The sequence below is a fragment of the Pantoea sp. SM3640 genome (genome assembly GCF_015654165.1).
GTDB classification, from domain to species: Bacteria; Pseudomonadota; Gammaproteobacteria; order Enterobacterales; family Enterobacteriaceae; genus Pantoea; species Pantoea vagans.
The window spans coordinates 3,573,704-3,597,515 of the sequence record NZ_CP064872.1; the positions used below are offsets into that span (position 1 = coordinate 3,573,704).

The window sequence follows — 23,812 nt, forward strand, 5'->3', positions numbered from 1 at the left end:
GTGATGGAATTCTGTGCAAGGATAACACAAGGGCGGGCGATAGTGCATCGCCCGCCCCCGAACAGCCTGAATATCGTGCTTAGAAGTTAAAGCCCAGCTGCATCATCGCGCCCCAGGTGTTGTTAGCCCCCACCGAGCCAGCCAGATCCAGATGGACAGCTTTGTTAAACGGTGACAGACCAAAACCTGCGGTGGCAACATTTTCGTCGTTAGACCGCATGTCCGCACGATAACCGGCACGCAGTTGCAGCCAGTCAAGCACGCGGTACTCCGCGCCCACTGCCGCATACTGGCTGTTATCCTGGGTTTTGAAGCGTTTGGTTTCAGTCAGATCCACATCGCCTGTCACGGTAAACGGCCCTTTATCCCAGGATAGTCCGGTGGTGACCAGCGGGCGAATCTGGTAGGTATCGCGGAACCCGTTGACCTCTTTGGTCTGCAGATCGCGCGAAACCAGGTTCTGTCCGGTCACACCCAGCGTCCAGTTTTCAGCAAAGGTAGTCGCCAGACCGGCATCAACGTTAAAGCCGGTGTCGGTGCTGCGATACTGGCTATTGTTGATGTCGTTCTTGTCGTAGTTATAGATGCTGGCAGTGTAGTTATAGAGCGAGGTTTTCTGCACTTTCGGCGTTACGCCCACCGAGACCGGCTGACCGGCGATGGTGAACTCATGCGCGACCGCCACACCATAATCAATGGTGAGTGCCGCTAAGCCATTTGCACTGGAGCGAAGGTTATTTTGATCGCCAGGACGTGGCAGCACCGTTCCGTTAGCAACACCGCGCAGATAGTCGATATCACCCTGGACCACGTTGGCACGGACGTGCGCCGTACCGTAGGCTTTGGTAATAAACGCAAAAGGCAGGGTCTCATTAGGGATCGTGACGGCCACGGCCACGCCTGCACTGCCGTCCGCTTTGTTACCGCGCAAATCGCTGAGCTTGTCAGCAACATCGCCGGAGGCAGCACGCAGTTCAGGGTAGCCACGCAGATAATCCGCAAAAGTCAGGTTACCAATCACGTCGCGATAGCGATCCACTGTGTCGGTAATATCATCGACTTTATCAATCAGCTTATCTTTGTCAGTAACCTGAATTCCTGCCGAGGGAATAATAATGCTGACGTTATCGTCAGATTTAGCACGCGTCATTAATGCCGGGTTCGCCAGCACTGCTGAGCCATAAACAGAAGATGCTACGCCGGTGCCGCCCATGGCGTCATTACGTGCATCATACCAGGTCCCTGCCGCCATGGCGGAAGAAGAAAGGAAAAGCGCGGTCGCTGCAGCGGAATACTTCAGCGCTGAACGTTGAGCGGATTTTTTCACCATTTGCCTGCCATCACCTGAGAAATTGTCATTGAAACATTCAACGACTGAATAGTTTGTTAGCCCTATTGTGAACCCTGGCTAACGCGTTATTGCTGTGAATTCAAAGGAAACAGTGTCTTAATTCAAAGGATTGGACGTTTTCCAATCAAAAAACCGTTGTAATTGTTCAGACTGTGTCGGGTTATTTCAAATACTGCCAGACTTTCCTTAAGTCTTTCTGAACATTACTTCTTAACTCAGTGAGATGCAAAGCAAAATGCCAACAAATTCCGCTTCATGTCGATTGAGAATGGATCTGATTTCTCGTCAGATTTGAGATAGATAGCGGCTTAAATTCTTAAAATGCTGTTTTAACAGGCAAATAATGCTGTTTTAACAGGCGAAAACGAACATCAGCGCCGCAAAACTATGTGTGATAAAATAACATCACTTATCCAGCGGAGAATTTTTCATGACAAACATGACATCGCAGCAAATTTTGATTCAGGCTGAAAAAATGTGCCTGCAGCGCGGTGTACGTCTGACTTCGCAGCGTGCTGAGGTATTGCGCCTGATGGCCGAACAGCCTGGCTCGATCAGCGCCTACGATCTGCTGGATCAACTCCGCATCAGCGAACCGCAGGCCAAGCCGCCCACCGTCTATCGTGCGCTGGATTTCCTGCTGGAGCAGGGTTTCATACATCGGGTGGAGTCCAACAATAGCTACGTTATGTGTCACCACTTCGAGGCACCGGCACATACCTCAGTGATGCTGATCTGCGACCGCTGTGCAGCAGTAACGGAGAAACAGGCGCAGGGCGTGGAGAAGATTATCGCGACGCTGGCGGGTGAAGCGCAGTTCGCTTTACGCCACAGTGTGATTGAAGCGCATGGTTTATGTGAAAATTGTGCTGCAGTAGAAGCCTGTACGCACCATGAAAGCTGCGAACACGATCATCAGGATGAGGGGAAAAAGCGGGGAAAACGCGGGTAACTGGCGCATCCTTGTGTGGTTCCGGTGCGGGTGCACCGGAATGTGTTAACTGATCAGCGCTGCATTACCAGCGGTGGTCTTTATTCTGGCCTTCCCAGTCCGTCACTTCACGCTCTGCTTCATCTTTCGCATAGCCATAACGTTCCTGGATTTTGCCGACCAGCTGATCGCGTTTGCCTTCGATAACCTGCATGTCATCGTCGGTCAGCTTGCCCCATTTCTCTTTCATTGTGCCTTTGAACTGCTTCCAGTTGCCGCTCGCTTCGTCTTTATTCATGGCAGACCTCCAATCCTCGGGGTTTAACAATTATCTTGTTACTTAACAAAATAACGATATAAAGCGCTGGTTAACTGCGCCGGATAAAGTTAATTGTAGCAACCAGATTCAAAAACCCGGAATAATACGGAATAATCTGTATCAATCTGTGCAGCGTCAGGCATCAAACCAGCTGTTCTGACGCCAGTGCCTGCGCCAGATGAGCCACAGTGACAGACCGCGCAGCGCCAGGAAAACCGTTACCGCCAGCCACAGTCCGTGATTGCCCAGCGCCGGTACGCTCAACAGCGTCAGAAAGTAGCCTGCTGCTGCTATCACCATGCTATTACGCATCTCACGTCCGCGCGTCGCGCCGATGAACATCCCATCCAGCAGATAACACCAGACGCCGATCAGCGGCATAACGATCTGCCAGACCAGATAGCGGTCAGCACTTTGTTGCAGCGAAGGAAGGGAGGTCAACAGGGTAACAATCTGCGAGCCAGCAATGGCATAGATCAGCGAGAAGAAAAGCGCCACCACCACCGCCTGCCGACAGGCAGAGTGCCAGACATGCCACAGTTTGCTGCCATCTTTTGCACCATGCGCCTCGCCGGCAAACGCTTCAACCGCGTAGGCGAAGCCATCCAGCGCATAGGCCGTGAACGTAATGAACATCAGCAATACCGCGTTAACTGCCACCACATCCGGGCCAAGCCGCGCGCCCAGCACGGTCAGCGAGGCGAAACAGAGTTGCAGCATTAGTGAGCGCAGCATGATATCCCGGTTCAGCCGCAGCAGTCGGCCGCTGTCACCGCGCCAGCTCTGCTTCAACAGGCTTAGCGAAATGCCGCGCAGCTTCAGGACCCGCCAGACCATGATGCTGCCGACACCCAGCGTAATGTACTCCGCCAGCGCCGTGGCGGTTGCTGCACCCGCGACACCCCAGTGCAGACCCATCACCAGCCAGAGATCGAGCACGATATTAACCACATTGCCCACCACCAGCAGGATCACCGGCGCGCGCGCATACTGCACGCCCAGCAGCCAGCCCAGAATGACCAGATTTGCCAGCGTAGCAGGCGCGCTGAGCCAGCGAATCTGAATAAACAGCGCCGCCTGTTCCAGTACCGCGGGATTGCCGCCAACCAGATGGGTCGCCAGCTGAATAATCGGATAACGTAAAGCGATGAACAGTACACCTGCCAGCAGCGCAATAATCAGCGGCTGCGTCAGCGCGCGTGCCAGCGCAGTTTTATCGCCCGCACCAAACGCCTGCGCCGTAAGGCCAGTCGTACTCATTCGAAGGAAAAGCAGCAGCATAAAGAGGAAGCTGGTCACCGTGGTCCCGACCGCAACCCCGCCAAGATAGACAGGGCTGTCGAGATGACCTATTACTGCCGTATCAACCACCCCCAGTAAGGGAACGGTGATATTTGAAAGGATCATTGGCAGCGCAAGCCGCCAGAGATTTTTATCGGTTGCCGTGATAAAGCGCATTCGCCGTTCCGTGCTCGGTGTCGCTGCGCAAAACAGGCAGCGACAAAATTAGGGCAGACAGAATAGCATCAGAAAAGGCGAATGCACGCAGGCCTCAAATCAGAGCCACTCGCCGTTGCGCACCACACCAACCGCCAGACCTTCAATGGTCAGGGACTGTGCACGGGTATCGACAACAATCGGGTCAAAATCACTGTTTTCAGGCAGCAGATGCACGATAGCACCCTGCTTTTTCCAGCGCTTAACGGTGACTTCATCATCAATGCGGGCAACGACAACCTGGCCGTTGCGTACATCCTGGGTTTTATGTACCGCGAGCAGGTCGCCATCCATAATCCCGATATCTTTCATCGACATTCCGCTGACGCGCAGCAGGAAGTCGGCAGACGGCTTAAACAGGCCCGGATCGACCTTGTAGTGGGTTTCGATATGTTCCTGCGCCATGATCGGCTCACCGGCAGCAACCCGGCCAATCAACGGTATGCCTTCTGAGGCTTCTTCTTCCATTAGCAGACGAATGCCGCGCGATGCACCGGAAACGATCTCGATAACGCCTTTACGCGCCAGCGCTTTCAGGTGCTCTTCTGCCGCATTCGGTGAGCGGAAGCCCAGTTGTGCAGCAATCTCTGCGCGCGTAGGCGGCATGCCTGTTGAAGAAATATGGTCGCGAATCAGGTCATAGACCTGCTGCTGCCTGCTGGTTAATGCTTTCATCCCGCCCCCTGGTTGTTTATACAGTCGCTGTGAGTATATACAGGTATTGGCGAAATGGAAACCGATTGTCAGGCAAAACGCGGCTTCCGGCGCGATATGGAACGCTTATCGCAAATGTGTCCAGAGCAGCGCGATCCAGACAAACAGTGCCAGTAAGATGCTGATCAGTACCGCCGCAGAGCCCATATCTTTGGCCCGGCCCGCCAGCGGATGATGCTCCTGACCGATGCGGTCAACGACCGCTTCAATGGCGCTATTGAGGATTTCAACAATGACCACCAGCACCACCGACCCAATCATCAGGATGCGTGAGACCACATCGACATCCAGCCAGCAGGCGATAATAATGGCGACCAGCGCAGCCAGTGCCTCCTGACGAAACGCCGCTTCATGTTGCCAGGCGGCACGCAGTCCCTGCCAGGAGTAACCTGCGGCTTTAACTATTCTGATAAGTCCGGTGGCATTATTTGCCATGATGTGGGAACCCTTTTATCGGATTGACGTCAATGTCTGGGCTGCGTGCAATTGGCACCACCACAGATCTTCGCTGCACTTTCTGGTATGCTTGCGGCGCTTTGCTAACAAGAGGCTTCATGTTGTCTATGTCAGGTTGGCGTAAACTCTATTACAAATTGCTTAATTTACCACTGTCGTTTTTGGTAAAAAGTAAGGCCATTCCGGCCGATCCCGTGTCTGAACATGGTCTGGATCCGACCCGACCTATTATGTATGTTTTGCCTTACGATTCGAAGGCCGACTTACTGACTTTACGCGCGCAGTGTCTGCGGCATCATCTGCCTGACCCACTCTCTCCGCTGGAGATTGATGGTTCACTGCTGCCGCGCCACGTATTTATCCACGATGGCCCGCGCGTCTTTCCCTATTTCGTGCCCAGCGTGGAATCGGTGAAAATCTTTCACGATTACCTCGATCTGCATCGCAATAATCCTACGCTGGATATCCAGATGCTGCCGGTCACGGTGATGTTTGGCCGCGCACCAGGACGTGAAGTCCAGGGCGAAGCCACGCCACACCTGCGGGTGCTGAACGGCGTACAGAAATTCTTTGCGGTGATCTGGCACGGACGCGACAGTTTTGTTCGCTTCTCGCCGACCGTTTCGCTGCGCCGCATGGCCACGGAACACGGTACGGATAAGTCGATCGCCCAGAAGCTGGCTCGCGTGGCGCGCATCCATTTTGCCCGTCAGCGGCTGGCGGCGATTGGCCCGCGGTTACCGGCGCGTCAGGATCTCTTTAACCGTCTGCTGCAATCCAAAGCGATTGAAAAAGCCGTCGAAGATGAAGCACGCAGCAAAAAAATCTCCCATGAGAAAGCGCAGCAGAATGCTGTCGAGATGATGGAAGAAATTGCCGCCAACTTCTCTTATGAAGCGATTCGCGTTACTGACCGCGTGATGGGCTGGCTATGGAGTCGTCTCTATCAGGGCATCAACGTTAATGGCGGCGAAAAAGTGCGCCAGCTGGCGCAGGATGGCCACGAGATTGTCTATGTGCCGTGCCATCGCAGCCACATGGATTATCTGCTGCTCTCCTACGTGCTCTATCATCAGGGCCTGGTCCCGCCACACATTGCTGCCGGTATCAACCTCAACTTCTGGCCAGCCGGCCCGATTTTCCGTCGTCTGGGCGCATTCTTTATTCGTCGTACTTTTAAAGGCAACAAGCTCTACGCCACGGTGTTCCGTGAATATCTCGGCGAGCTGTTTACCCGCGGCTATTCGGTTGAGTACTTTGTCGAGGGTGGACGTTCTCGTACCGGCCGTCTGCTGGACCCGAAAACCGGCACCTTAGCCATGACATTGCAGGCGATGCTGCGCGGCGGTAACCGCCCGATCACGCTGGTGCCGATCTACATCGGCTATGAGCACGTGATGGAAGTGGGTACTTACGCCAAAGAACTGCGCGGCGCGGCGAAAGAGAAAGAGGGCTTCATGCAGATGGTGCGTGGCTTGCGCAAGCTGCGCAATCTCGGTCAGGGTTACGTTAACTTTGGCGAACCGCTGCCGCTGGTCAACTATCTCAACAAGCAGGTACCGGAATGGCGCGATGCCATCGATCCGATTGAGCCGCAGCGTCCGAGCTGGTTAACACCGACGGTCAATGATATCGCGGCCAGCCTGATGGTACGTATCAATGAAGCGGGCGCGGCCAATGCCATGAACCTCTGTGTTACCGCTTTGCTGGCGTCACGTCAGCGCTCACTCACCCGTGAACAGCTGATTGAACAGCTGGAATGCTATACCCAGCTGCTGCGCAATGTGCCTTATTCACCTAACGCGACCGTACCCGATCTTTCAGCGGAAGCGCTGCTGGATCACGCCATGGGTATGAATAAGTTTGAGAATGAAAAGGACAGTATCGGCGACATCATCATTCTGCCGCGTGAGCAGGCGGTGCTGATGACCTACTATCGCAACAATATTCATCACATGCTGGTGATGCCGTCGCTGATTGCCGCCATAGTTCAGCAGCATCAGACGCTGACTGAAGCCGAACTGCTGCGTCAGGTAAGCCTGATCTACCCGATGCTGAAGAGCGAACTGTTCCTGCGCTGGCAGACCGATGAGTTGCCGCAACTGCTGACCGATATCAGTCAGGAGCTGGCGCGTCAGGGCCTGATTACCTTCGAAGCCGGTGAGTTGCGCTTTACTGCGGCGCGCTACCGCACGCTGCAACTGCTGGCTGCCGGTGTGCGCGAAACGCTGCAGCGTTATGCCATTACCTTCTCGATTCTCAGCGCCAAGCCGACGATTAACCGTGGCACGCTGGAGAAAGAGAGCCGGACGCTGGCACAGCGTCTGTCGGTGCTGCACGGTATCAATGCGCCGGAGTTCTTCGACAAAGCGGTCTTTACCTCACTGGTGCTGACGCTGCGTGACGAAGGGTATATCAGCGACAGCGGTGATGCCGATGTCGCGCAGACTCTGGCGACCTGGCATATCCTGGCTGACCTGGTCACCAGTGATGTGCGCATGACGATTGAAACCGCGGTGGCGCACGACTGACACACGCGCCCAGTAAAAAGGCGACCTCATGAGGTCGCCTTTTTTATGCCCAAAACTCTCTATCAGAACAGCTGACTGAACGGCGGCGTATTCATCAGTACGCCCAGGAACAGCACCATCCCGACATAATTGTTATTCAGGAAAGCCTGGAAACAGGGCTGGCGTTCGCGCCCGGCGATCAGCTTCTGCTGATAAACAAACAGCGCAGCCGCCAGCAGCAGCGTCCAGTAGAAGGCGCCGTTCAGATGCAGCATCATGCCCACCAGCGCCATCAGCAGCAGGGTTGCCAGTTGCAGCAGACCAATAATCAGCTTATCGAAACGGCCAAACAAAATCGCCGTCGACTTCACGCCAATCTTCAGGTCATCGTCCCGATCGACCATCGCATACTGCGTATCGTAAGCGACCGTCCAGCAAATGTTGGCAATAAACACCAGCCAGCAGACCAGAGGTAAGGACTCACTAACTGCGGACCAGGCCATCGGAATCGCCCAGCCAAACGCGGCCCCCAGCACCACCTGCGGCAGGTGGGTGTAGCGCTTCATAAAGGGATAAACCCAGGCCAGCGCCAGTCCTACGACGGAGAGCATGATCGTCATCAGGTTCATGGTCAGCACCAGCGCAAAAGCTATCAGCGCCAGGATCACGAACAGCAGCTTCGCCTCTTTTGCACTCACCGCGCCGCTGGCCAGTGGCCGGTGCTTCGTACGCTCCACATGACCATCAACTTTGCGGTCGGCGTAGTCATTGATCACACAACCCGCCGCGCGCATCACAAACACTCCGGCAACGAATACCACCAGCACCGGCAGTGGCGGGATCGCCATGTCAGCCAGCCATAATGCCCAGAGCGTGGGCCACATCAGCAGCAGCGTCCCGATCGGTTTGTCGATACGCATCAGGCGAGCGTAGGCCCGCCATTTATTCATACTTAAGCTCGTTTGCACCACAAAATCCTCAGACCAGATCGCGATAGAGCGGCGATGCCGGTAAAAACAGTTCAGTCAGCAGCAGCGGTTTGCCGGAGAGACGCAGACGGGAACGCCGTCCCCACAATCCCTCCACCTGCCCCGGCTCAATAAAATCGCGGGTCAGCGTCGACGACGAAAAAAGATAGCGCCCCAGAGGACGGGTGCCGAGCTGTTGCAGCATCGCCTCTGGCCCGTTAAGGGTGCTTTCCGGTACCAGCGTGCGGCCAGCCAGCCAGGGCTGATCGTCGCCGGACAGCAGCACTTCGCGTAGCCAGAAGCGTTCATCGTCTGGCAACAACGCCCTTTCCTCACCCAACTCGCTGGCGTCGATAAAGCCTTCACGCAGCGGCTGAACCGTGACCCGCTGACAGTGCTGTTCAAAACGGCGCGTCATCGAATCCTCCTCCATCAGCCAGTCGAGCAAGGGCGGCGCAAGGGTGGCCTGCGACGGAGAAAGCCAGTTGAGCGAACGTAATAAGCTGAGTGCGTCTTGCGACATGGCACCACTCCCGATAATTTTCAGGACGCTAGTTTAGCGCAGAGCGGCGATGCGAACACCTGCCGTCGTGTCAGACGGCAGGGGGATTACTCGCGTTTCAGCCGGTTACTGTTGGCCAGCCACAGCGTGACCACCAGAATCAGAATCGCCGCTGAGTAGCAGAGGGTATCGAAGGGATTTTTATGGTCGACGATAATCAGGCGGATAATAGCCGTGATACCGATATAGACAAAGTAGCGCAGGGGAAAGTGATAGCCCGACTGAAAGTACTTAACAATCAGGGCAATAAATTCGAAGTAGAGGAAATAGATAACAATTCCCTCAATCAGCAGGTAAGAAGAGGCCTGCTCGCCGGTGTTAAACAGGACATTTGCCAGATGAATAGTCTCTTTGCCTAAAAAGACGATCAGGATGATCGCCAGACTCAGCAGACCCAGATTCAGCACCCATTGCAGAACCGTTGCAAGGTGGCGGGCCAAAGGATTTTTGTCACTCATGTTGCGCCTTTAAAAAGGAGTTATTAGCGCGCAACATCATGCGTGAGTGTGATGCAAATCACAATAACCCTAAGCTTCCACATCCACACAGAGCGCGTCGTACCGCCAGTATTCACAGTCGCAATCAATCACCTCTTTTTGCTGATTGCGGTTGATACGGGTGATCAGCAAACCGGGGCTGCCCGGCGCGACATTCAGCGTAGGTGCAGCAATCTCCGGCAACGGGCCGGGCAGAATCGTGAAGCGCGCGCCGCCGTAGCGAATACCGTAGCGCTGGTCATAGAGATCGGTCAGGGAGCGGGTCAGATCTTCATCGAGCAGGCCAGGGAAAAAACGCGGATTGAGGTAGTGTTCTACATAGAGCACCGCGCGCCCATCAATGCGGCGCAGGCGGCGAATACAGTAAACCGACGAACCTGGAGCCAGACGCAGCGCGATCGCTACGCTGTCGTGCGCTGCGACCTGCTCAGCAGCGATCACTTCCGTGGTCGCCTGCCTTCCCTGCTCCCTCGCCATGGCATGAAAGTGGCTGTGATGCAGCGGGTTGTAAATCAGACGTGGTGGCGCGATAAACCAGCCGCGACGCAGTTCCCGGTAGATCATCCCCTGGGCCTCCAGCTTACCCAGCGCTTCCCGCAGGGTAATCCGCGTGGTGCTGAACGCCTCGCTTAAGGCACGCTCCGCTGGCAGGCGCCCGCCGCTGAACTCACCGGCCTTGATGCGCGTCAGCAGTGCGCTGGCTATCGCATCTGCCGTTTTGAGTGCTATCGACTCCACAACAGTAGCCTCATTTTGGTGCGACTTCGCACTCTTACTGTTCAGGTAAACGCGCCTGAGGTGGGCGAACGGGCCGCGTCTTTTGTCGCCCCTTCCCCGCACCCCGCCGCCTTGTCATAAATCGTTCATATAGAGGGGCTACATTGGCTCGGTTCTTGCTGGACTAGACCAGCCAGGCCCATCAACTTACACCCGGAGCAACTGAGATGAAAGCGTTTATCGCCTCTGTAGTAGCCAGTGCTGTAGTCCTCACCCTGCCCGTTGCGCAGGCCGCCGATAACGACCTCGCCGCACTCGAAAAAGCCGCACGCAGTGAAGGTCAGGTCAACAGCGTCGGGATGCCGGATAGCTGGGCCAACTGGAAAGATACCTGGAACGACATCAGCAGCAAATATGGCCTTAAGCACAGCGATACCGATATGTCATCGGCGCAGGAGCTGGCGAAATTCGATGCAGAGAAAGAGAACGCCAGCGCTGATATCGGTGACGTGGGCGCCGCCTTTGGCCCGATCGCCGTCGCCAAAGGGGTAACCCAGCCTTACAAACCGACGCACTGGGATCAGATTCCTGCCTGGGCCAAAGATAAAGACGGTCACTGGGCGCTGGCCTACACCGGCACCATTGCCTTTCTGATCGACAAGCAGCAGGTGAAAGATATTCCCCACAGCTGGGCCGATCTGAAGAAAGGTAAGTATGTGGTTACTATCGGCGACGTCGGTGTGGCAGCTCAGGCGGCTAATGGCGTACTGGCTGCAAACTACGCCTTAGGCGGCGATGAAAAGAACCTGAAACCTGCGCTGGCGTTCTTTGCCGATCTGGCCAAACAGGGTCGTCTTGGCGTGACCGATCCGGTCATTGCTAACATCGAAAAAGGCGAAGTGCAGATGGCAGTGGTATGGGACTTTAACGCCCTGAACTACCGTGACCAGATCGACAAAAATCGCTACGAAGTAGTGATCCCGTCTGACGGCTCCGTCACCTCCGGCTACACCACTATCATCAACAAATATGCGAAACACCCTGCCGCCGCAAAACTGACGCGCGAATATATCTTCTCAGACCAGGGACAGATCAATCTGGCGAAGGGCTATGCCCGCCCGGTTCGTGCCGAGCATCTGACCCTGCCAGCGGACGTTCAGGCTCGCCTGCTGCCGCAGTCCGAATATAAAAATGCCCGTCCGGTTAAGGATCAGGCTGCCTGGGATAAATCGTCGAAAATGCTGCCGCGCCTGTGGCAGGAAAACGTCATCATCAACATGCAGCAGTAATTCGCGGCAGGGAGAACGGAATGAAGACCATCCTGGTGGTACTGGACGGGCTGAGCAATCAGGTCGCACAACATGCAATGGGTTACCTGCATGCCGAGTGTTCACAGTGCAACGGGTTCTATTACCGTATGACCTGTGAATTACCGTCGCTGTCGCGCCCGCTTTATGAGTGCATTCTGACCGGCGTTCCGCCGGTCAGAAGCGGCATTATTCATAATGGCGTCAGCCGGTTAAGTCGCGAACGCAGCGTGTTTCACTTTGCGCGCGCGGCAGGGCTGACGACAGCGGCGGCGGCCTACCACTGGGTAAGTGAGCTTTATAACCGCACACCGTTCGTTCCGGCGCGCGATCGTCATACCGACGCGCCGGACCTGCCGATTCAGTATGGTCATTTTTATTCTGACGATAGCTATCCTGACTCACATCTGTTTGAGGATGCAGAGAGCCTGCGGCTGCGTCACGATCCCGATTTCCTGCTGATCCACCCGATGAATATCGACGATGCCGGTCATAAGTCGGGGCTCTCCTCGCCGCAGTACCGCAACCGGGCGCGCATCGCTGACGGCCTGCTGTCGCAGTGGATGCCGCTGTGGCTGGCCGAAGGCTACCAGGTGATGGTGACGGCCGATCACGGCATGAATGACGATCGCTCCCACGGCGGAATTCTGCCGGAGGAGACAACGGTGCCGCTGTTTGTCTTTGGCCACGCTTTCTCGCTGCAGCCTGACCTTGCGCCGCAGCAGACGGATCTGTGCGGCACGCTGTGTGAACTGCTGGAAGTGGCGCATGACAAACCGGTCTGTCGCGGGCTGCTGGCGGAGCCGCAAAGATGAAGGGAAAAGGATTCGCGTTGCTGATGCTGTTGCCTTTCACCCTATTCTGGGTCGCCTTTCAGCTGGCCCCACTGCTGTGGATCGCCATCAACAGCTTCTGGAGTGACATGAACAGCCAGTGGGGCTGGGATAACTATCACGACATCATCACCTCACCGTTCTACCAGCAGGCATTTCGCTTCTCACTGGATATCTCGCTCTGGTCCAGCGTCTGGGGACTGCTGATTGCGCTGATCACCGGCTATTCATTGCATCAGCTCGGCGGCGGACGACTGCAGCGCTTCCTTATCTCTTTTACCAACATGACCAGCAACTTTGCCGGTGTCCCGCTGGCGTTTGCCTTTGTGATTCTGCTGGGGCTGAACGGCTGCCTGACGCTGCTGCTGCGCCATTATGGTGTGATTGAGAGCTTCCGACTCTTCTCGCGCAACGGGATGGTGCTGGTTTACACCTGGTTTCAGATCCCGCTGGGTGTGCTGCTGCTCTACCCGGCGTTCGACGGACTGAAAAAAGAGTGGCAGGAGTCTGCTGCGCTGCTGGGTGCCAGCCGCTGGCGCTACGTCTGGCACATCGCTCTGCCGATTCTTTTCCCGGCGCTGCTCGGAACCTTTGTGATCCTGCTGGCGAATGCGCTGGGCGCTTATGCCACGATTTACGCGCTGACCACCGGTAATTTCAACGTGGTGCCGGTGCGCATCGCCGCGCTGGTCTCCGGTGATATTTCGCTCGATCCCAACACCGGCAGCGCGCTGGCGATGCTGCTGGTGGCAATCATGGCGCTGATCACCCTGGTACAGCAGTATCTGGTGCGCCGCAGCTATCTCAATGCGAAACAGCCATGAAAGGAGCCGTCATGTCACGTGCTGAGCATCTCTATCACCGGATCATGGTCGGGTTACTCTTTACTCTGCTGGCGCTGCCGTTGCTGGCGACGCTGCTCTATGCGATTTCGTCCGACTGGAGCAATACCATTCTGCCGCAGGGATATAGCCTGAAGTGGTTCATTCAGCTCTGGAGCGATTCACGTTTTCTGACAGCGCTGGGCCATTCGCTGCTGATTTGCTTCGGTGCGCTGCTCTTCTCTCTGGTGCTGGTGCTGCCTGCCATGTTTGTAATCGCTTACTACTTTCCCCGACTGGATGCGGTGATGAACATCCTGATCCTGATGCCTTTTGCCGTGCCGCCGGTGGTGTCATCTGTGGGATTACTCCAGCTCTACTCTTCGTCACCGCTGATGCTCACCGGCACGCCGTGGATCTTAATCGGCTGCTACTTCACTATCGCACTGCCCTTTATCTATCGGGCGCTGGCGAACAATATGCAGGCGATCAACCTTAAAGAGCTGATTGATGCTGCACAGCTGCTGGGTGCCAGCACCTGGCAGGCGGCGCTGTGGGTGGTGCTGCCTAACCTGCGTAAAGGGATGCTGATCGCCGTGCTGCTCTCGTTCTCCTTTCTGATTGGTGAGTTTGTCTTCGCTAACCTGCTGGTCGGCAACCGCTATGAAACCCTGCAGGTTTACCTCTTCAACATGCGTAACGGCAGCGGTCACTTCACCAGCGCGCTGGTGATCTCCTACTTCTTTGTGGTGTTGCTGGTCACCTGGCTGGCCAATGCCCTGAATCCTGAACGAGGCTGAATATGAGTTACCTTGAGGTCAGAGAGCTGAACAAGTCTTATGGACCGACGCCGATTTTTGAGCAGATCGATTTCAGCGCCGCCGAAGGAGAGTTTGTCACCCTGCTCGGCCCCAGCGGCTGCGGCAAATCGACGCTGCTGCGCTGTCTGGCGGGATTAACCGGCGTCGACAGCGGTGAAATCAGGCTGGAGGGCAAGGATATCGTGCCGCTGGCCCCGCAGAAACGCGCCATTGGCATGGTGTTCCAGAGCTATGCGCTGTTTCCCAACATGACGGTGGAGAAGAACGTCGCGTTTGGCCTGAAGATGCAGAAGCTGCCCGAGGCACAGATCCGCCAGCGGGTGCTGGAGGTGCTGGAACTGGTGGAACTCAGTGACTATGCGCGTCGTTATCCGCATCAGCTGTCAGGCGGCCAGTGTCAGCGCGTGGCGCTGGCGCGTTCGCTGGTGACGCGTCCGCGTCTGCTGCTGCTGGATGAGCCGCTGTCGGCGCTGGATGCGCGCATCCGTCGCCATCTGCGCGATCAAATCCGGCGCATTCAGCGCGAGCTGAATCTCACCACCCTCTTCGTCACCCACGATCAGGAGGAGGCGCTGACGCTCTCCGACCGCATTGTGCTGATGAACCGGGGCAAAATTGTGCAGAACGGCGATGCCGAAGCGCTCTATACCCAGCCGGTCGATCTCTTTGCTGCCGGATTTATCGGCAACTACAACTTGCTGAGTGCCGAGCAGGCGACGCGGCTGACCGGCCAGCCTTTCCACAGCCAGGTCGCCATTCGCCCGGAGTCGATGCTGTTTACCGCGCCGGGCCAGGGGATTCCTGCAGAAATCCTCAGCCACAGTCTGCTGGGTAACGTCATCCGCTACCGTATCCGGGCGCATGACGTGGAGCTTTCGGTCGATGTGCTGAACCGATCAGCGGCGGATTTGCACCCCGCTGGCAGGCAGATTGGTCTACAATTAGAGCTGTCGACTTTGCGCCAGGTGGCTTAAAACACAGGAAAAAATCACGCATAGCACGGCAATCCCCTTCACAGATTGCTCTTGCTGTCAGGCTGGCAGTCTGTGCTGTTTGAAGCCTGACAAACGAGGAGCGATACCCCGTGTTAACTCTGCTTAATCTGCTTTCTGCAGTGGCCCTGCTGGTCTGGGGCACACATATCGTGCGAACCGGCATCATGCGGGTTTACGGTGCCGATCTGCGCCGCGTGCTGAGCCGCAGTATAGAAAAAAAACCGATGGCGTTTCTGGCGGGTCTCGGCGTGACTACGCTGGTACAGAGCAGCAATGCCACGACGTTGCTGGTCACCTCGTTTGTGGCACAGAATCTGGTCAGCCTGACGCCTGCGCTGGTGGTGATCCTGGGCGCGGATGTTGGTACCGCCATCATGGCGCGCATCCTGACCTTTGACCTCTCCTGGCTCTCACCGCTGTTTATCTTCTTTGGTGTGGTGTTCTTCCTCAGCCGCAAGCAGACCCGCGCCGGTCAGTTAGGCCGTGCCAGTATCGGCCTGGGCCTGATATTGCTGGCGCTGCAGCTGATTGTCGAAGCGGCGCGTCCGATTACTCAGGCCGCGGGCGTGCAGGTACTCTTCTCCAGCCTGACCGGCGACGTGATGCTTGATGCGCTGCTGGGCGCAGTGTTTGCCATTATCAGTTACTCCAGTCTGGCCGCGGTGCTGATCACCGCGACACTGACTGCCACCGGCGTGATTTCGTTCAAGGTCGCGCTCTGTCTGGTGATTGGTGCCAATCTCGGTAGCGGCCTGCTGGCGATGATCAACGCCAGCGGCTCGAATGCCGCCGGTAAGCGCGTTGCGCTCGGCAGCCTGCTGTTCAAGTTCATTGGCTGCGTCCTGATCCTGCCGTTTGTCGATATTGTGGCGACCTGGCTCGATAAGCTGCCGGTCAACGATGAAGAGTTAGTGATTTTCTTCCATGTGTTTTACAACCTGATCCGCTGCGTGGCGATGGTGCCGTTTGCGGACCTGATGGCGCGCCTTTGCCGTCGACTCATTGCTGACGACGTCGACAACGCGCTGCAGCTTAAGCCAAAGCATCTCGATCGCAGCGCGCTGGACACCCCGGCGCTGGCGCTGGTGAATGCCGCCCGTGAAGCGCTGCGCATGGGTGACGTGCTGGAACAGATGCTGGAGGCGTTTAATAAAGTCGTGCATGGTGAGTCCCGCGAGGAGCGCACGGTGCGTCGGCTGGATGATGATGTCGATGTGCTTTATACCGCCATCAAACTCTATCTGGCGCGGATGCCCAAAGAGGATTTGCCCGAAGAGGATTCGCGCCGCTGGGGCGAAATTATTGAGATGTCGCTGAATCTGGAGCAGGCCGGTGACATTATTGAGCGGATGAGCGGCGATGTCGCTGACAAGTCGCTGGCAGCGGGCCGCGCGTTTTCTGCCGAGGGATTAAAGGAGCTGCAGGAGTTGCAGGAACTGTTGATCGCCAACCTCAGAATGAGCCTGTCGGTGTTTCTGTCGCACGATGTCACCAGCGCCAGACGTCTGCGCCGCGCGAAACATCGCTTCCGCCTGATGATTCGTCGCTACTCTCACGCCCACGTTGATCGCCTGCATCAGCAGAATGTGCAGAGCATTGAAACCAGCTCGCTGCACCTCGGTTTACTCGGCGACATGAAGCGCCTGAATTCGCTGTTCTGCAGCGTGGCCTATACCGTGCTGGACCAGCCCGACGATGAACGGGATTATGAATAAGGGGTGTGAACAGACAGTTACGCCGGAGCACTCGTCCGGCGCAACAGCAGTGAGAAGCGGCGCATCGCAATAATGCGCCGCCACGGTTACTTCTTCTTAATCGGCTTTCCGGACCAGTAACCCGCCAGCAACGAACCTGACAGGTTGTGCCACACCGAGAAGAGTGCGCCCGGCAATGCCGCCAGCGGCGAGAAGTAGAGTTTGCCCAGCGTCGCCGCCAGACCGGAGTTCTGCATGCCGACCTCCAGCGCCAGCGTACGGCAGGTTGACTCATCAAAGCCAAACAGTTTGCCGCCCCAGTAGCCGCCAAGCAGACCAATCGCGTTATGCAGGATCACCGCCGCGATCACCATCAGACCCACCGACCCGATAAAGCCCTGACTGCCCGCCACTACCGCGCTGATGATCAGCAGAATGCAGGCCATCGAAAACGCAGGCAGCCACGGCTCCACCCGGCGAACCACGCTGTTCATGCTGTGATGAATGATCAGTCCAAGACTAATCGGGATCACGACGATCTTCACGATGCTCAGCAGCATGCCCACCACATCAACCTGAATGTGGGTATCCACATAAAAGCGGGTTAACAGCGGCGTAGCGAACACGCCCACCAGCGCAGAGACGGAAGAAATGGTTACCGACAGCGCCACATCGCCTTTCGCCAGATAGATCATCACGTTGCTGGCGGTGCCGCTGGCAACTGAGCCGACCAGAATCATGCCGGCGGCCAGATCGGGCGGCATATGAAACAGTTTTGCCAGCCCCCAGGCAGCTAACGGCATCACCAGATAGTGCAGAAAAGTGCCGGCAATCACCGGCGCAGGCCGGGTCAGCACCCGTTTGAAATCGTCGATATTCAGGGTCACGCCCATGCCGAACATAATCAGCATCAGCAGATAAGTGACCCAGGGTCCGATGCCGAGAAAGGTACCTGGAGAGTAATAAGCGGCGACAGACAGCAGCACGGCCCAGAGCGGGAACAGGCGGGTTAACGTGGCGAGCATAGCCAGACTTCCTTATAAGAATGTTATGTTTAGTGCAGATTTGCCATAGAGCGTCATCATGCAGGAACGACTGTCGTGACGAGGCCGGGATCATAACATTTCATTATCATGGCGTAAGGCGAAGATGGGGCGAGGCAGGAAAATGCGGATCGACTGCTGCCGATCCGCTGAATATCGACGAAATTACGCTGCTTTATCCTCTAAACCGCGGTAGATCAAACCACCAATCACGGCGCCGATAATCGGCATCAACCAGAACATCCACAGCTGAGCGATCGCCCAGTCGCCCTGGAAGAGGGCTGCTGCGGTGCTGCGTGCCGGGTTAACAGAAGTGTTAGTCACCGGAATGCTGATCAGGTGGATTAGGGTTAACGCCAGCCCAATCGCGATCGGCGCAAAGCCTTTTGGCGCGCGTTCGCTGGTCGCGCCCATGATCACAATCAGGAAGATAGCCGTCATCACGACCTCAGTGATCATGCCTGCCTGCAAACTGAAGCCGCCCGGCGAGTGTTCGCCGTAGCCGTTCGCCGCAAAGCCGCTGGCCGCTGCGCTGAAGTCGCCTTTACCGCTGGCGATCAGATAAAGCACCGCGCCAGCAGCAATGCCGCCTACCAGTTGCGCGATGATGTAAGGAATGGCCTGCGAGGCGGAGAAACGTCCGCCTGCCACTAATCCCAGAGTGACCGCCGGATTAAAATGACCGCCTGAGATATGACCAACTGCATACGCCATGACCAGTACACTCAGACCGAAAGCCAGCGCGACGCCCATGAAGCCAATGCCCAGTTCCGGGAACGCCGCTGACAGTACGGCACTACCACAACCGCCTGCGACCAGTACAAAAGTCCCCAGCGCCTCTGCGACTAACCTTTTCATGATATTTCCTAAATTTGGGTGAATTGATTCAGCGGCGGGATTATAAATCTGAGGAAAGGGAGCGCAACGCCGGTACACGAAATGCGCAAAGAAAGGGGTTGCCATTTGGCAATAGTGGGCAATAAGTCGTTGGATTAATTTAATTATCTGAAAGAAGGAAACCAGCGGAGGATCAGAACGAAGTGAAGTTTTTTTGCCGCTGTTCAGGCCGCGCAGACGCGGCCTGAACAGCAGATAAATTTACTCGAACAGATTGCGGTGCAGCGTACGGACTACGCTTTCCGCGTCGTTGCCCGGCACCAGGAAGCAGAGATTGTAGCTGCTGGCCCCATAGCAAATCATCCGCAGGTTGAACGGGTCGAGCACACCAAACACCTCTTTGCCGACACCGCAGGCTTTTGACAGCTCATTGCCGATAATCGCCACCAGCGCCAGATCTTCCTCCACTTCTACCCGGCACAGCGACGAGAGTTCAGTCAGCAGCGCCTGCGTCAGCAGACTGGCGCTGGTTGAGGTCGATCCGGTGGTGTCCAGCGTCAGCGCCACGCTCACTTCGGAGGTGGTGATCAGGTCAACGGAGACGTTATGACGCGCCAGAATGTTAAACAGTTCGGCGAGGAAACCAAACGTATGCAGCATGTTAAGGCTGTGCAGCGTTAACAGCGTCTGCTTACGACGTAACGCCAGCGCCCGGAACAGCGGCGGATTGCGGGTTTCGTTGCAGACGCGGGTACCGCCTGCGGCCGGATCCTTGCTGGAACCGACGAAGACCGGAATACCCCGGCGCACGGCGGGCAGCAGCGTCGCCGGATGCAATACTTTGGCACCAAACGTCGCCATCTCAGCGGCTTCTTCGAAGGTGATTTCATCAATACGCTTCGCCGTCGGCACCACGCGTGGATCGGTGGTATAGATACCTGGCACATCCGTCCAGATATCGACTCGCGCCGCATTCAGCGCTTCGCCCAGCAGCGCGGCGGTGTAATCACTGCCGCCACGCCCTAAAGTGGTGGTACGCCCTTCGCTTTCACTGCCGATGAAGCCCTGGGTAATCACCAGCGCCTGCTCAATGCGCGGCTGCAACTGTGCCGTCGCCTGCTCCGCCAGCACCTGAACATCCGGGACTGCGCGGCCAAAATGATCGTCGGTGCGCATCACTTTACGAACATCAAACCACTCTGCATTCACCTGACGTTCACGCAGAATTTCAACAAACAGCAGTGAAGACATCAGCTCGCCGTGGCTGACCAGTTCATCGGTCAGGGCATTTGAGGTGGCGAGTGACGCCGCTTCTGAGAGCATGCTGATATTGTCGATCATCCGATCGATTTCATCGCGGATCACGTCCGGACGCTGCAGGCGATCGACGATGGCGTACTGGATACGGCGGATATCATCAAGCAGAGCAGCGCGCTGGGGTGCCTGCTGGCCTTCAGCCAGCGCAACCAGAAGATTGGTAATGCCTGCCGAGGCAGAGAGCACCACCAGACGCGTGCTGGCGTCCTGCAACACCACATCGGCGCTGCGGTTCATCGCTTCAAAATCGGCTACGCTGGTGCCGCCAAATTTTGCCACTATCAGAGTTTGAGACATGTAGGACCTCGTGTCAGGTTATCTTGTTCTCGCCGATGAAAGGGTCGAGAAACATGCTTTCAGCCAGGCACAAGGAAAGAGCAGAAACGGGCGGACAAGATCGGATAGACGAGTCACCCAGAAGCGCCCCACCTTGCAAAACGTCGACTGCAGACGTTTCTGGTGACAACCCAGAGGATTCAGCCCCTGTAGCCGACAGGCAACACACCGCGTGCTGACCCACCTCGGCGTCGCTCCCCATGATGTGTTTTCACCGGATACGGTTCCTCCAACACACTGCCTGGGCGACGCGCCTCTTCTGGCTTGCACACAGGTGCGCAAGTAGGCGCATAGATCTAGCCTTTTCTGGACCTGCTGTCAATGTCAGCGATGGCCGGAGAGCCGCATCAGAAAACAAATGACCCTGCGCCGCAGCGACTACAGTGCTTAATGGGTTCAGCCCCTGCAACAATCCCTGACACGGCACAACGTTTTGCGCAGACTTTCGCGTCACACTTTAGCGCGTGATACTGCTGCCATCCGCAGGCTGTTCGCGCCAGTGAATGCTGACGTCAGATCGCAGCGTTCACCTCACCTGCGCGGCGTACGCTGACAAAATTTTTCCTTTCAGTTACAAGTGTGGTCATACTGAAACGCTAAACGGGCATGATGTGCCTCCGATGGAATGACGGTTCTTAATATCAACAAGAGTGTTGCCATGAAAAATATCAATCCGACACAAACCGCAGCCTGGAAAGCGCTGCAACAGCATTTTGAGCAGATGAAATCGGTAGAAATTGCCGATCTGTTCGCTCAGGATGCCGATCGTTTTGCCAAATTCTCTGCCACCTTTGATGATCAGATGCTGGTGGATTTCTCCAAAAACCGCATCACCCAGGAAACCCTAGATAAGTTACAGGCGCTGGCCAAAGAGACCGATCTCAGCGGTGCCATTAAGTCTATGTTCTCGGGTGAGAAGATTAACCGTACCGAAGATCGTGCGGTGCTGCACGTCGCACTGCGTAACCGGAGTAACACGCCGATTCTGGTGGATGGCAAAGATGTGATGCCAGAGGTCAACGCGGTGCTGGACAAGATGAAAGGCTTCTCAGAGCGCATCATCAGCGGCGAATGGAAAGGCTATACCGGTAAAGCGATCACCGACGTAGTGAACATCGGTATCGGCGGCTCCGACCTTGGCCCGTTTATGGTGACGGAAGCGCTGCGCCCGTACAAAAATCATCTGAATATGCATTTTGTCTCCAACGTTGACGGCACTCACATCGCCGAAACGCTGAAAGATCTCAGCCCGGAAACCACCCTGTTCCTGGTTGCATCCAAGACCTTCACGACTCAGGAAACTATGACCAACGCCCACAGCGCGCGTGACTGGTTCCTGAAAACCGCAGACGATCAGCAGCATGTAGCGAAACACTTTGCTGCACTGTCGACCAATGCCAAAGCAGTGGGTGAATTCGGTATCGACACCAATAACATGTTTGAATTCTGGGACTGGGTTGGCGGCCGCTATTCACTGTGGTCAGCGATCGGCCTGTCGATCATTCTCTCGATTGGTTTCGATAACTTCGAGCAGCTGCTGAGCGGCGCACATGCCATGGACCAGCACTTCGCCTCCACCCCGGCTGAACAGAACCTGCCGGTGCTGCTGGCGCTGATTGGTATCTGGTACAACAATTTCTTTGGTGCCGAAACCGAAGCGATTCTGCCTTACGACCAGTACATGCACCGCTTTGCCGCCTATTTCCAGCAGGGAAATATGGAGTCAAACGGCAAGTATGTGGATCGCGACGGTCACCCGGTGGACTACCAGACGGGCCCTATTATCTGGGGCGAACCCGGCACTAACGGTCAGCATGCGTTTTATCAGCTGATCCATCAGGGTACTAAACTGGTTCCGTGTGACTTTATTGCGCCGGCTATTACTCATAACGCGCTGGCGGACCACCATCCAAAACTGCTCTCTAACTTCTTTGCCCAGACCGAAGCGCTGGCGTTTGGTAAGTCACGCGACGTCGTGGAGAAAGAGTTTACCGATGCCGGCAAATCTGCAGAATCTGTGGCCCACATTGTGCCGTTCAAGGTGTTTGAAGGTAATCGCCCGACTAACTCCATCCTGCTGCGTGAGATTACGCCGTACAGCCTGGGCGCGCTGATTGCGCTGTACGAGCACAAAATCTTCACGCAGGGTGCCATCCTGAATATCTTCACCTTTGATCAGTGGGGTGTGGAATTAGGTAAGCAGCTGGCGAACCGTATTCTGCCGGAACTGGAAAATGAGGACGAAATTACCTCTCATGACAGTTCCACTAATGCCTTAATTAACCGCTATAAATCCTGGCGTTAATCGGCGTTAATTTCATCGGGCGGCAACGTTGCCGCCCTTTTTTTGTCTCTTTTTCCATCCGGATGACCTGATTATCGATTCTGTCATTCACGCCAGCGCGGGAAAAGTCTTAAAATACCCTAAGATAATTCTGAACATCTGGTGATAAAACAGAGTGGCGTCCAGTATAAAATGGATCTGAAAACAGGCGGCACGCAGGGTTAACTATTGATTTATAGTCATATTTAATTTGAGCTCTTCTGAGTAAATTCTGATTATTCTTATTCCGTACCAGATATAACTAAAAAAGAACATTCCGCTTTGCAATTACCTCACCCGTAGCGAAATATAGGGTATCAACCAGAAAAACTCCGATTTAAAAAGTAGTTATCCCCAATCCAGCTGATTAAATCACGCAATCACCCCGCTATTTGCCCTGGTTTTTATGGCACTGAACTCTGATATTTTGTTGCCCTATAATGAACGCGCCCGCAATGGGACTGTCCGTCGCTCTGGTTGCAGCCTGTCTGTATAGCCCTTGTCGCCGGTCAGAGATCCTTCATTCACTCAATGCAGGAAACGTTGTTATGAAAAAAACTATGGTTGCCGGTGCAGCCCTGATCCTCGTTGCCGCTTCTTCCAGCGCATTTGCTGCGCCGCAGGAAGCAGGTGAAGCAGGTACTGCAGCTGGCGCGCAGGCGGGAGCAATCTCTGCTGGCACGTCCACGGCTGTGGGTATCGGCGCACTTGGCGCGCTGGTCGGGCTCGGCATTGCTGCTTCTGGCGGTGGTGACGGCGCAAATACCGGTACAACAACCACGACCACGACGAGCACCACTCGTTAATGGATGCCCGACTCCCGTCTGATTGCTGATGTGCAGCAAACGGGCCGAGGCTGAATCACTGACTTCGTTAAGTGATGACGCTGAGCCTTGTAACCTGTATCTCTGCAGCCAGCCGTGACGGGCAGAGCACCTTTAAACATAACCACACGCCTGTGTG

At 55.9% G+C, this 23,812-nt stretch carries 22 protein-coding genes and 1 riboswitch; of the genes, 10 read left to right on the plus strand and 12 right to left on the minus strand.

The annotated features are described in order from the left end of the window. Positions 1-79 precede the first annotated feature (79 nt). On the minus strand, positions 80-1,330 hold the full coding sequence (gene traF / locus IV493_RS16605; RefSeq protein WP_013359778.1) for a conjugal transfer protein TraF: 1,251 nt from the start codon (positions 1,328-1,330) through the stop codon (positions 80-82). 451 nt (positions 1,331-1,781) lie between these two features. Between traF and zur the strand changes: the two genes are divergently transcribed. Further along, positions 1,782-2,303, plus strand: a complete 522-nt coding sequence (zur, locus tag IV493_RS16610) for a zinc uptake transcriptional repressor Zur (protein WP_195857466.1) — start codon at positions 1,782-1,784, stop codon at positions 2,301-2,303. A gap of 64 nt (positions 2,304-2,367) precedes the next feature. Here the strand turns inward: zur and IV493_RS16615 are convergent, their stop codons facing one another. The 4 genes from IV493_RS16615 to IV493_RS16630 form a co-directional block, all read right to left on the minus strand. Continuing rightward, positions 2,368-2,580 (minus strand): CsbD family protein, encoded by a 213-nt coding sequence (locus IV493_RS16615; protein ID WP_033734884.1) that lies wholly within the window; start codon positions 2,578-2,580, stop codon positions 2,368-2,370. Positions 2,581-2,736: 156 nt separating this feature from the next. Then, entirely contained in the window at positions 2,737-4,059 is a 1,323-nt protein-coding gene (gene dinF / locus IV493_RS16620) for an MATE family efflux transporter DinF (RefSeq protein ID WP_195857467.1), read from the minus strand. A 99-nt stretch (positions 4,060-4,158) separates the two neighbouring features. Beyond that, positions 4,159-4,773, minus strand: coding sequence for a transcriptional repressor LexA (gene lexA / locus IV493_RS16625; RefSeq protein ID WP_013359774.1), 615 nt, complete (start codon positions 4,771-4,773; stop codon positions 4,159-4,161). Positions 4,774-4,878: 105 nt separating this feature from the next. Next, on the minus strand, positions 4,879-5,247 hold the full coding sequence (locus tag IV493_RS16630; protein ID WP_013359773.1) for a diacylglycerol kinase: 369 nt from the start codon (positions 5,245-5,247) through the stop codon (positions 4,879-4,881). Between the two features lie 128 nt (positions 5,248-5,375). Here IV493_RS16630 and plsB point away from each other — a divergent pair, with 128 nt between their 5' ends. Further along, the gene (gene plsB, locus IV493_RS16635; RefSeq protein WP_041457162.1) at positions 5,376-7,799 is read left to right on the plus strand and encodes a glycerol-3-phosphate 1-O-acyltransferase PlsB; all 2,424 of its coding nucleotides are present in this window, start codon (positions 5,376-5,378) and stop codon (positions 7,797-7,799) included. Between the two features lie 62 nt (positions 7,800-7,861). Here plsB and ubiA read toward each other — a convergent pair whose 3' ends face one another. The 4 genes from ubiA to IV493_RS16655 all read right to left on the minus strand — a co-directional run bounded on the left by ubiA (position 7,862) and on the right by IV493_RS16655 (position 10,543). Beyond that, positions 7,862-8,728, minus strand: coding sequence for a 4-hydroxybenzoate octaprenyltransferase (gene ubiA, locus IV493_RS16640; RefSeq protein ID WP_202604921.1), 867 nt, complete (start codon positions 8,726-8,728; stop codon positions 7,862-7,864). Positions 8,729-8,756: 28 nt separating this feature from the next. Continuing rightward, positions 8,757-9,269, minus strand: a complete 513-nt coding sequence (ubiC, locus tag IV493_RS16645) for a chorismate lyase (RefSeq protein ID WP_013359770.1) — start codon at positions 9,267-9,269, stop codon at positions 8,757-8,759. Between the two features lie 86 nt (positions 9,270-9,355). Then, a complete protein-coding gene (gene psiE / locus IV493_RS16650; protein WP_013359769.1) occupies positions 9,356-9,766 on the minus strand; it encodes a phosphate-starvation-inducible protein PsiE in 411 nt (136 codons plus the stop codon). Positions 9,767-9,835: 69 nt separating this feature from the next. Further along, positions 9,836-10,543, minus strand: a complete 708-nt coding sequence (locus IV493_RS16655; protein WP_195857468.1) for a UTRA domain-containing protein — start codon at positions 10,541-10,543, stop codon at positions 9,836-9,838. Between the two features lie 206 nt (positions 10,544-10,749). Here IV493_RS16655 and IV493_RS16660 point away from each other — a divergent pair, with 206 nt between their 5' ends. The 6 genes from IV493_RS16660 to IV493_RS16685 all read left to right on the plus strand — a co-directional run bounded on the left by IV493_RS16660 (position 10,750) and on the right by IV493_RS16685 (position 17,014). Continuing rightward, on the plus strand, positions 10,750-11,811 hold the full coding sequence (locus IV493_RS16660; protein WP_195857469.1) for an ABC transporter substrate-binding protein: 1,062 nt from the start codon (positions 10,750-10,752) through the stop codon (positions 11,809-11,811). Between the two features lie 20 nt (positions 11,812-11,831). Further along, the gene (locus tag IV493_RS16665; RefSeq protein WP_195857470.1) at positions 11,832-12,644 is read left to right on the plus strand and encodes an alkaline phosphatase family protein; all 813 of its coding nucleotides are present in this window, start codon (positions 11,832-11,834) and stop codon (positions 12,642-12,644) included. Beyond that, positions 12,641-13,486, plus strand: a complete 846-nt coding sequence (locus IV493_RS16670; RefSeq protein WP_033784462.1) for an ABC transporter permease subunit — start codon at positions 12,641-12,643, stop codon at positions 13,484-13,486. Before IV493_RS16665 ends, IV493_RS16670 begins: the two co-directional genes overlap by 4 nt. Positions 13,487-13,497: 11 nt before the next feature. Then, on the plus strand, positions 13,498-14,283 hold the full coding sequence (locus IV493_RS16675; RefSeq protein ID WP_013359764.1) for an ABC transporter permease: 786 nt from the start codon (positions 13,498-13,500) through the stop codon (positions 14,281-14,283). A 2-nt stretch (positions 14,284-14,285) separates the two neighbouring features. Next, positions 14,286-15,278 carry an ABC transporter ATP-binding protein gene (locus tag IV493_RS16680; protein WP_033734868.1) on the plus strand — a complete coding sequence of 331 codons (993 nt, stop codon included), beginning with the start codon at positions 14,286-14,288 and terminating at the stop codon, positions 15,276-15,278. A 110-nt stretch (positions 15,279-15,388) separates the two neighbouring features. Further along, positions 15,389-17,014: a Na/Pi cotransporter family protein gene (locus tag IV493_RS16685; protein ID WP_013359762.1), complete on the plus strand. Its 1,626-nt coding sequence runs from the start codon at positions 15,389-15,391 to the stop codon at positions 17,012-17,014. Positions 17,015-17,100: 86 nt separating this feature from the next. Here the strand turns inward: IV493_RS16685 and panS are convergent, their stop codons facing one another. The 3 genes from panS to lysC all read right to left on the minus strand — a co-directional run bounded on the left by panS (position 17,101) and on the right by lysC (position 20,487). Next, positions 17,101-18,018: a ketopantoate/pantoate/pantothenate transporter PanS gene (panS, locus tag IV493_RS16690; protein ID WP_195857471.1), complete on the minus strand. Its 918-nt coding sequence runs from the start codon at positions 18,016-18,018 to the stop codon at positions 17,101-17,103. A 183-nt stretch (positions 18,019-18,201) separates the two neighbouring features. After that, a complete protein-coding gene (aqpZ, locus tag IV493_RS16695) occupies positions 18,202-18,894 on the minus strand; it encodes an aquaporin Z (RefSeq protein ID WP_013359761.1) in 693 nt (230 codons plus the stop codon). Between the two features lie 240 nt (positions 18,895-19,134). Beyond that, a complete protein-coding gene (gene lysC / locus IV493_RS16700; protein WP_033734867.1) occupies positions 19,135-20,487 on the minus strand; it encodes a lysine-sensitive aspartokinase 3 in 1,353 nt (450 codons plus the stop codon). Between the two features lie 113 nt (positions 20,488-20,600). Next, positions 20,601-20,793: riboswitch (Lysine riboswitch) on the minus strand. 391 nt (positions 20,794-21,184) lie between these two features. Between lysC and pgi the strand changes: the two genes are divergently transcribed. After that, a complete protein-coding gene (gene pgi, locus IV493_RS16705) occupies positions 21,185-22,831 on the plus strand; it encodes a glucose-6-phosphate isomerase (protein ID WP_033784459.1) in 1,647 nt (548 codons plus the stop codon). Between the two features lie 566 nt (positions 22,832-23,397). After that, on the plus strand, positions 23,398-23,655 hold the full coding sequence (yjbE, locus tag IV493_RS16710; protein ID WP_013359757.1) for an exopolysaccharide production protein YjbE: 258 nt from the start codon (positions 23,398-23,400) through the stop codon (positions 23,653-23,655). Positions 23,656-23,812: the final 157 nt, after the last annotated feature.

What these genes read in the sequence shown, in the direction of transcription:
- IV493_RS16630 (WP_013359773.1), bottom strand. Translation starts at nt 5,247, where the DNA reads ATGGCAAATAATGCCACCGGACTTATCAGAATAGTTAAAGCCGCAGGT.
- ubiA (WP_202604921.1), bottom strand. Translation starts at nt 8,728, where the DNA reads ATGAATAAATGGCGGGCCTACGCTCGCCTGATGCGTATCGACAAACCG.
- plsB (WP_041457162.1), top strand. Translation starts at nt 5,376, where the DNA reads ATGTCAGGTTGGCGTAAACTCTATTACAAATTGCTTAATTTACCACTG.
- IV493_RS16660 (WP_195857469.1), top strand. Translation starts at nt 10,750, where the DNA reads ATGAAAGCGTTTATCGCCTCTGTAGTAGCCAGTGCTGTAGTCCTCACC.
- lexA (WP_013359774.1), bottom strand. Translation starts at nt 4,773, where the DNA reads ATGAAAGCATTAACCAGCAGGCAGCAGCAGGTCTATGACCTGATTCGC.
- IV493_RS16615 (WP_033734884.1), bottom strand. Translation starts at nt 2,580, where the DNA reads ATGAATAAAGACGAAGCGAGCGGCAACTGGAAGCAGTTCAAAGGCACA.
- lysC (WP_033734867.1), bottom strand. Translation starts at nt 20,487, where the DNA reads ATGTCTCAAACTCTGATAGTGGCAAAATTTGGCGGCACCAGCGTAGCC.
- dinF (WP_195857467.1), bottom strand. Translation starts at nt 4,059, where the DNA reads ATGCGCTTTATCACGGCAACCGATAAAAATCTCTGGCGGCTTGCGCTG.
- aqpZ (WP_013359761.1), bottom strand. Translation starts at nt 18,894, where the DNA reads ATGAAAAGGTTAGTCGCAGAGGCGCTGGGGACTTTTGTACTGGTCGCA.
- IV493_RS16665 (WP_195857470.1), top strand. Translation starts at nt 11,832, where the DNA reads ATGAAGACCATCCTGGTGGTACTGGACGGGCTGAGCAATCAGGTCGCA.
- yjbE (WP_013359757.1), top strand. Translation starts at nt 23,398, where the DNA reads ATGAAAAAAACTATGGTTGCCGGTGCAGCCCTGATCCTCGTTGCCGCT.
- IV493_RS16680 (WP_033734868.1), top strand. Translation starts at nt 14,286, where the DNA reads ATGAGTTACCTTGAGGTCAGAGAGCTGAACAAGTCTTATGGACCGACG.
- ubiC (WP_013359770.1), bottom strand. Translation starts at nt 9,269, where the DNA reads ATGTCGCAAGACGCACTCAGCTTATTACGTTCGCTCAACTGGCTTTCT.
- traF (WP_013359778.1), bottom strand. Translation starts at nt 1,330, where the DNA reads ATGGTGAAAAAATCCGCTCAACGTTCAGCGCTGAAGTATTCCGCTGCA.
- IV493_RS16675 (WP_013359764.1), top strand. Translation starts at nt 13,498, where the DNA reads ATGTCACGTGCTGAGCATCTCTATCACCGGATCATGGTCGGGTTACTC.
- panS (WP_195857471.1), bottom strand. Translation starts at nt 18,018, where the DNA reads ATGCTCGCCACGTTAACCCGCCTGTTCCCGCTCTGGGCCGTGCTGCTG.
- pgi (WP_033784459.1), top strand. Translation starts at nt 21,185, where the DNA reads ATGAAAAATATCAATCCGACACAAACCGCAGCCTGGAAAGCGCTGCAA.
- zur (WP_195857466.1), top strand. Translation starts at nt 1,782, where the DNA reads ATGACAAACATGACATCGCAGCAAATTTTGATTCAGGCTGAAAAAATG.
- psiE (WP_013359769.1), bottom strand. Translation starts at nt 9,766, where the DNA reads ATGAGTGACAAAAATCCTTTGGCCCGCCACCTTGCAACGGTTCTGCAA.
- IV493_RS16670 (WP_033784462.1), top strand. Translation starts at nt 12,641, where the DNA reads ATGAAGGGAAAAGGATTCGCGTTGCTGATGCTGTTGCCTTTCACCCTA.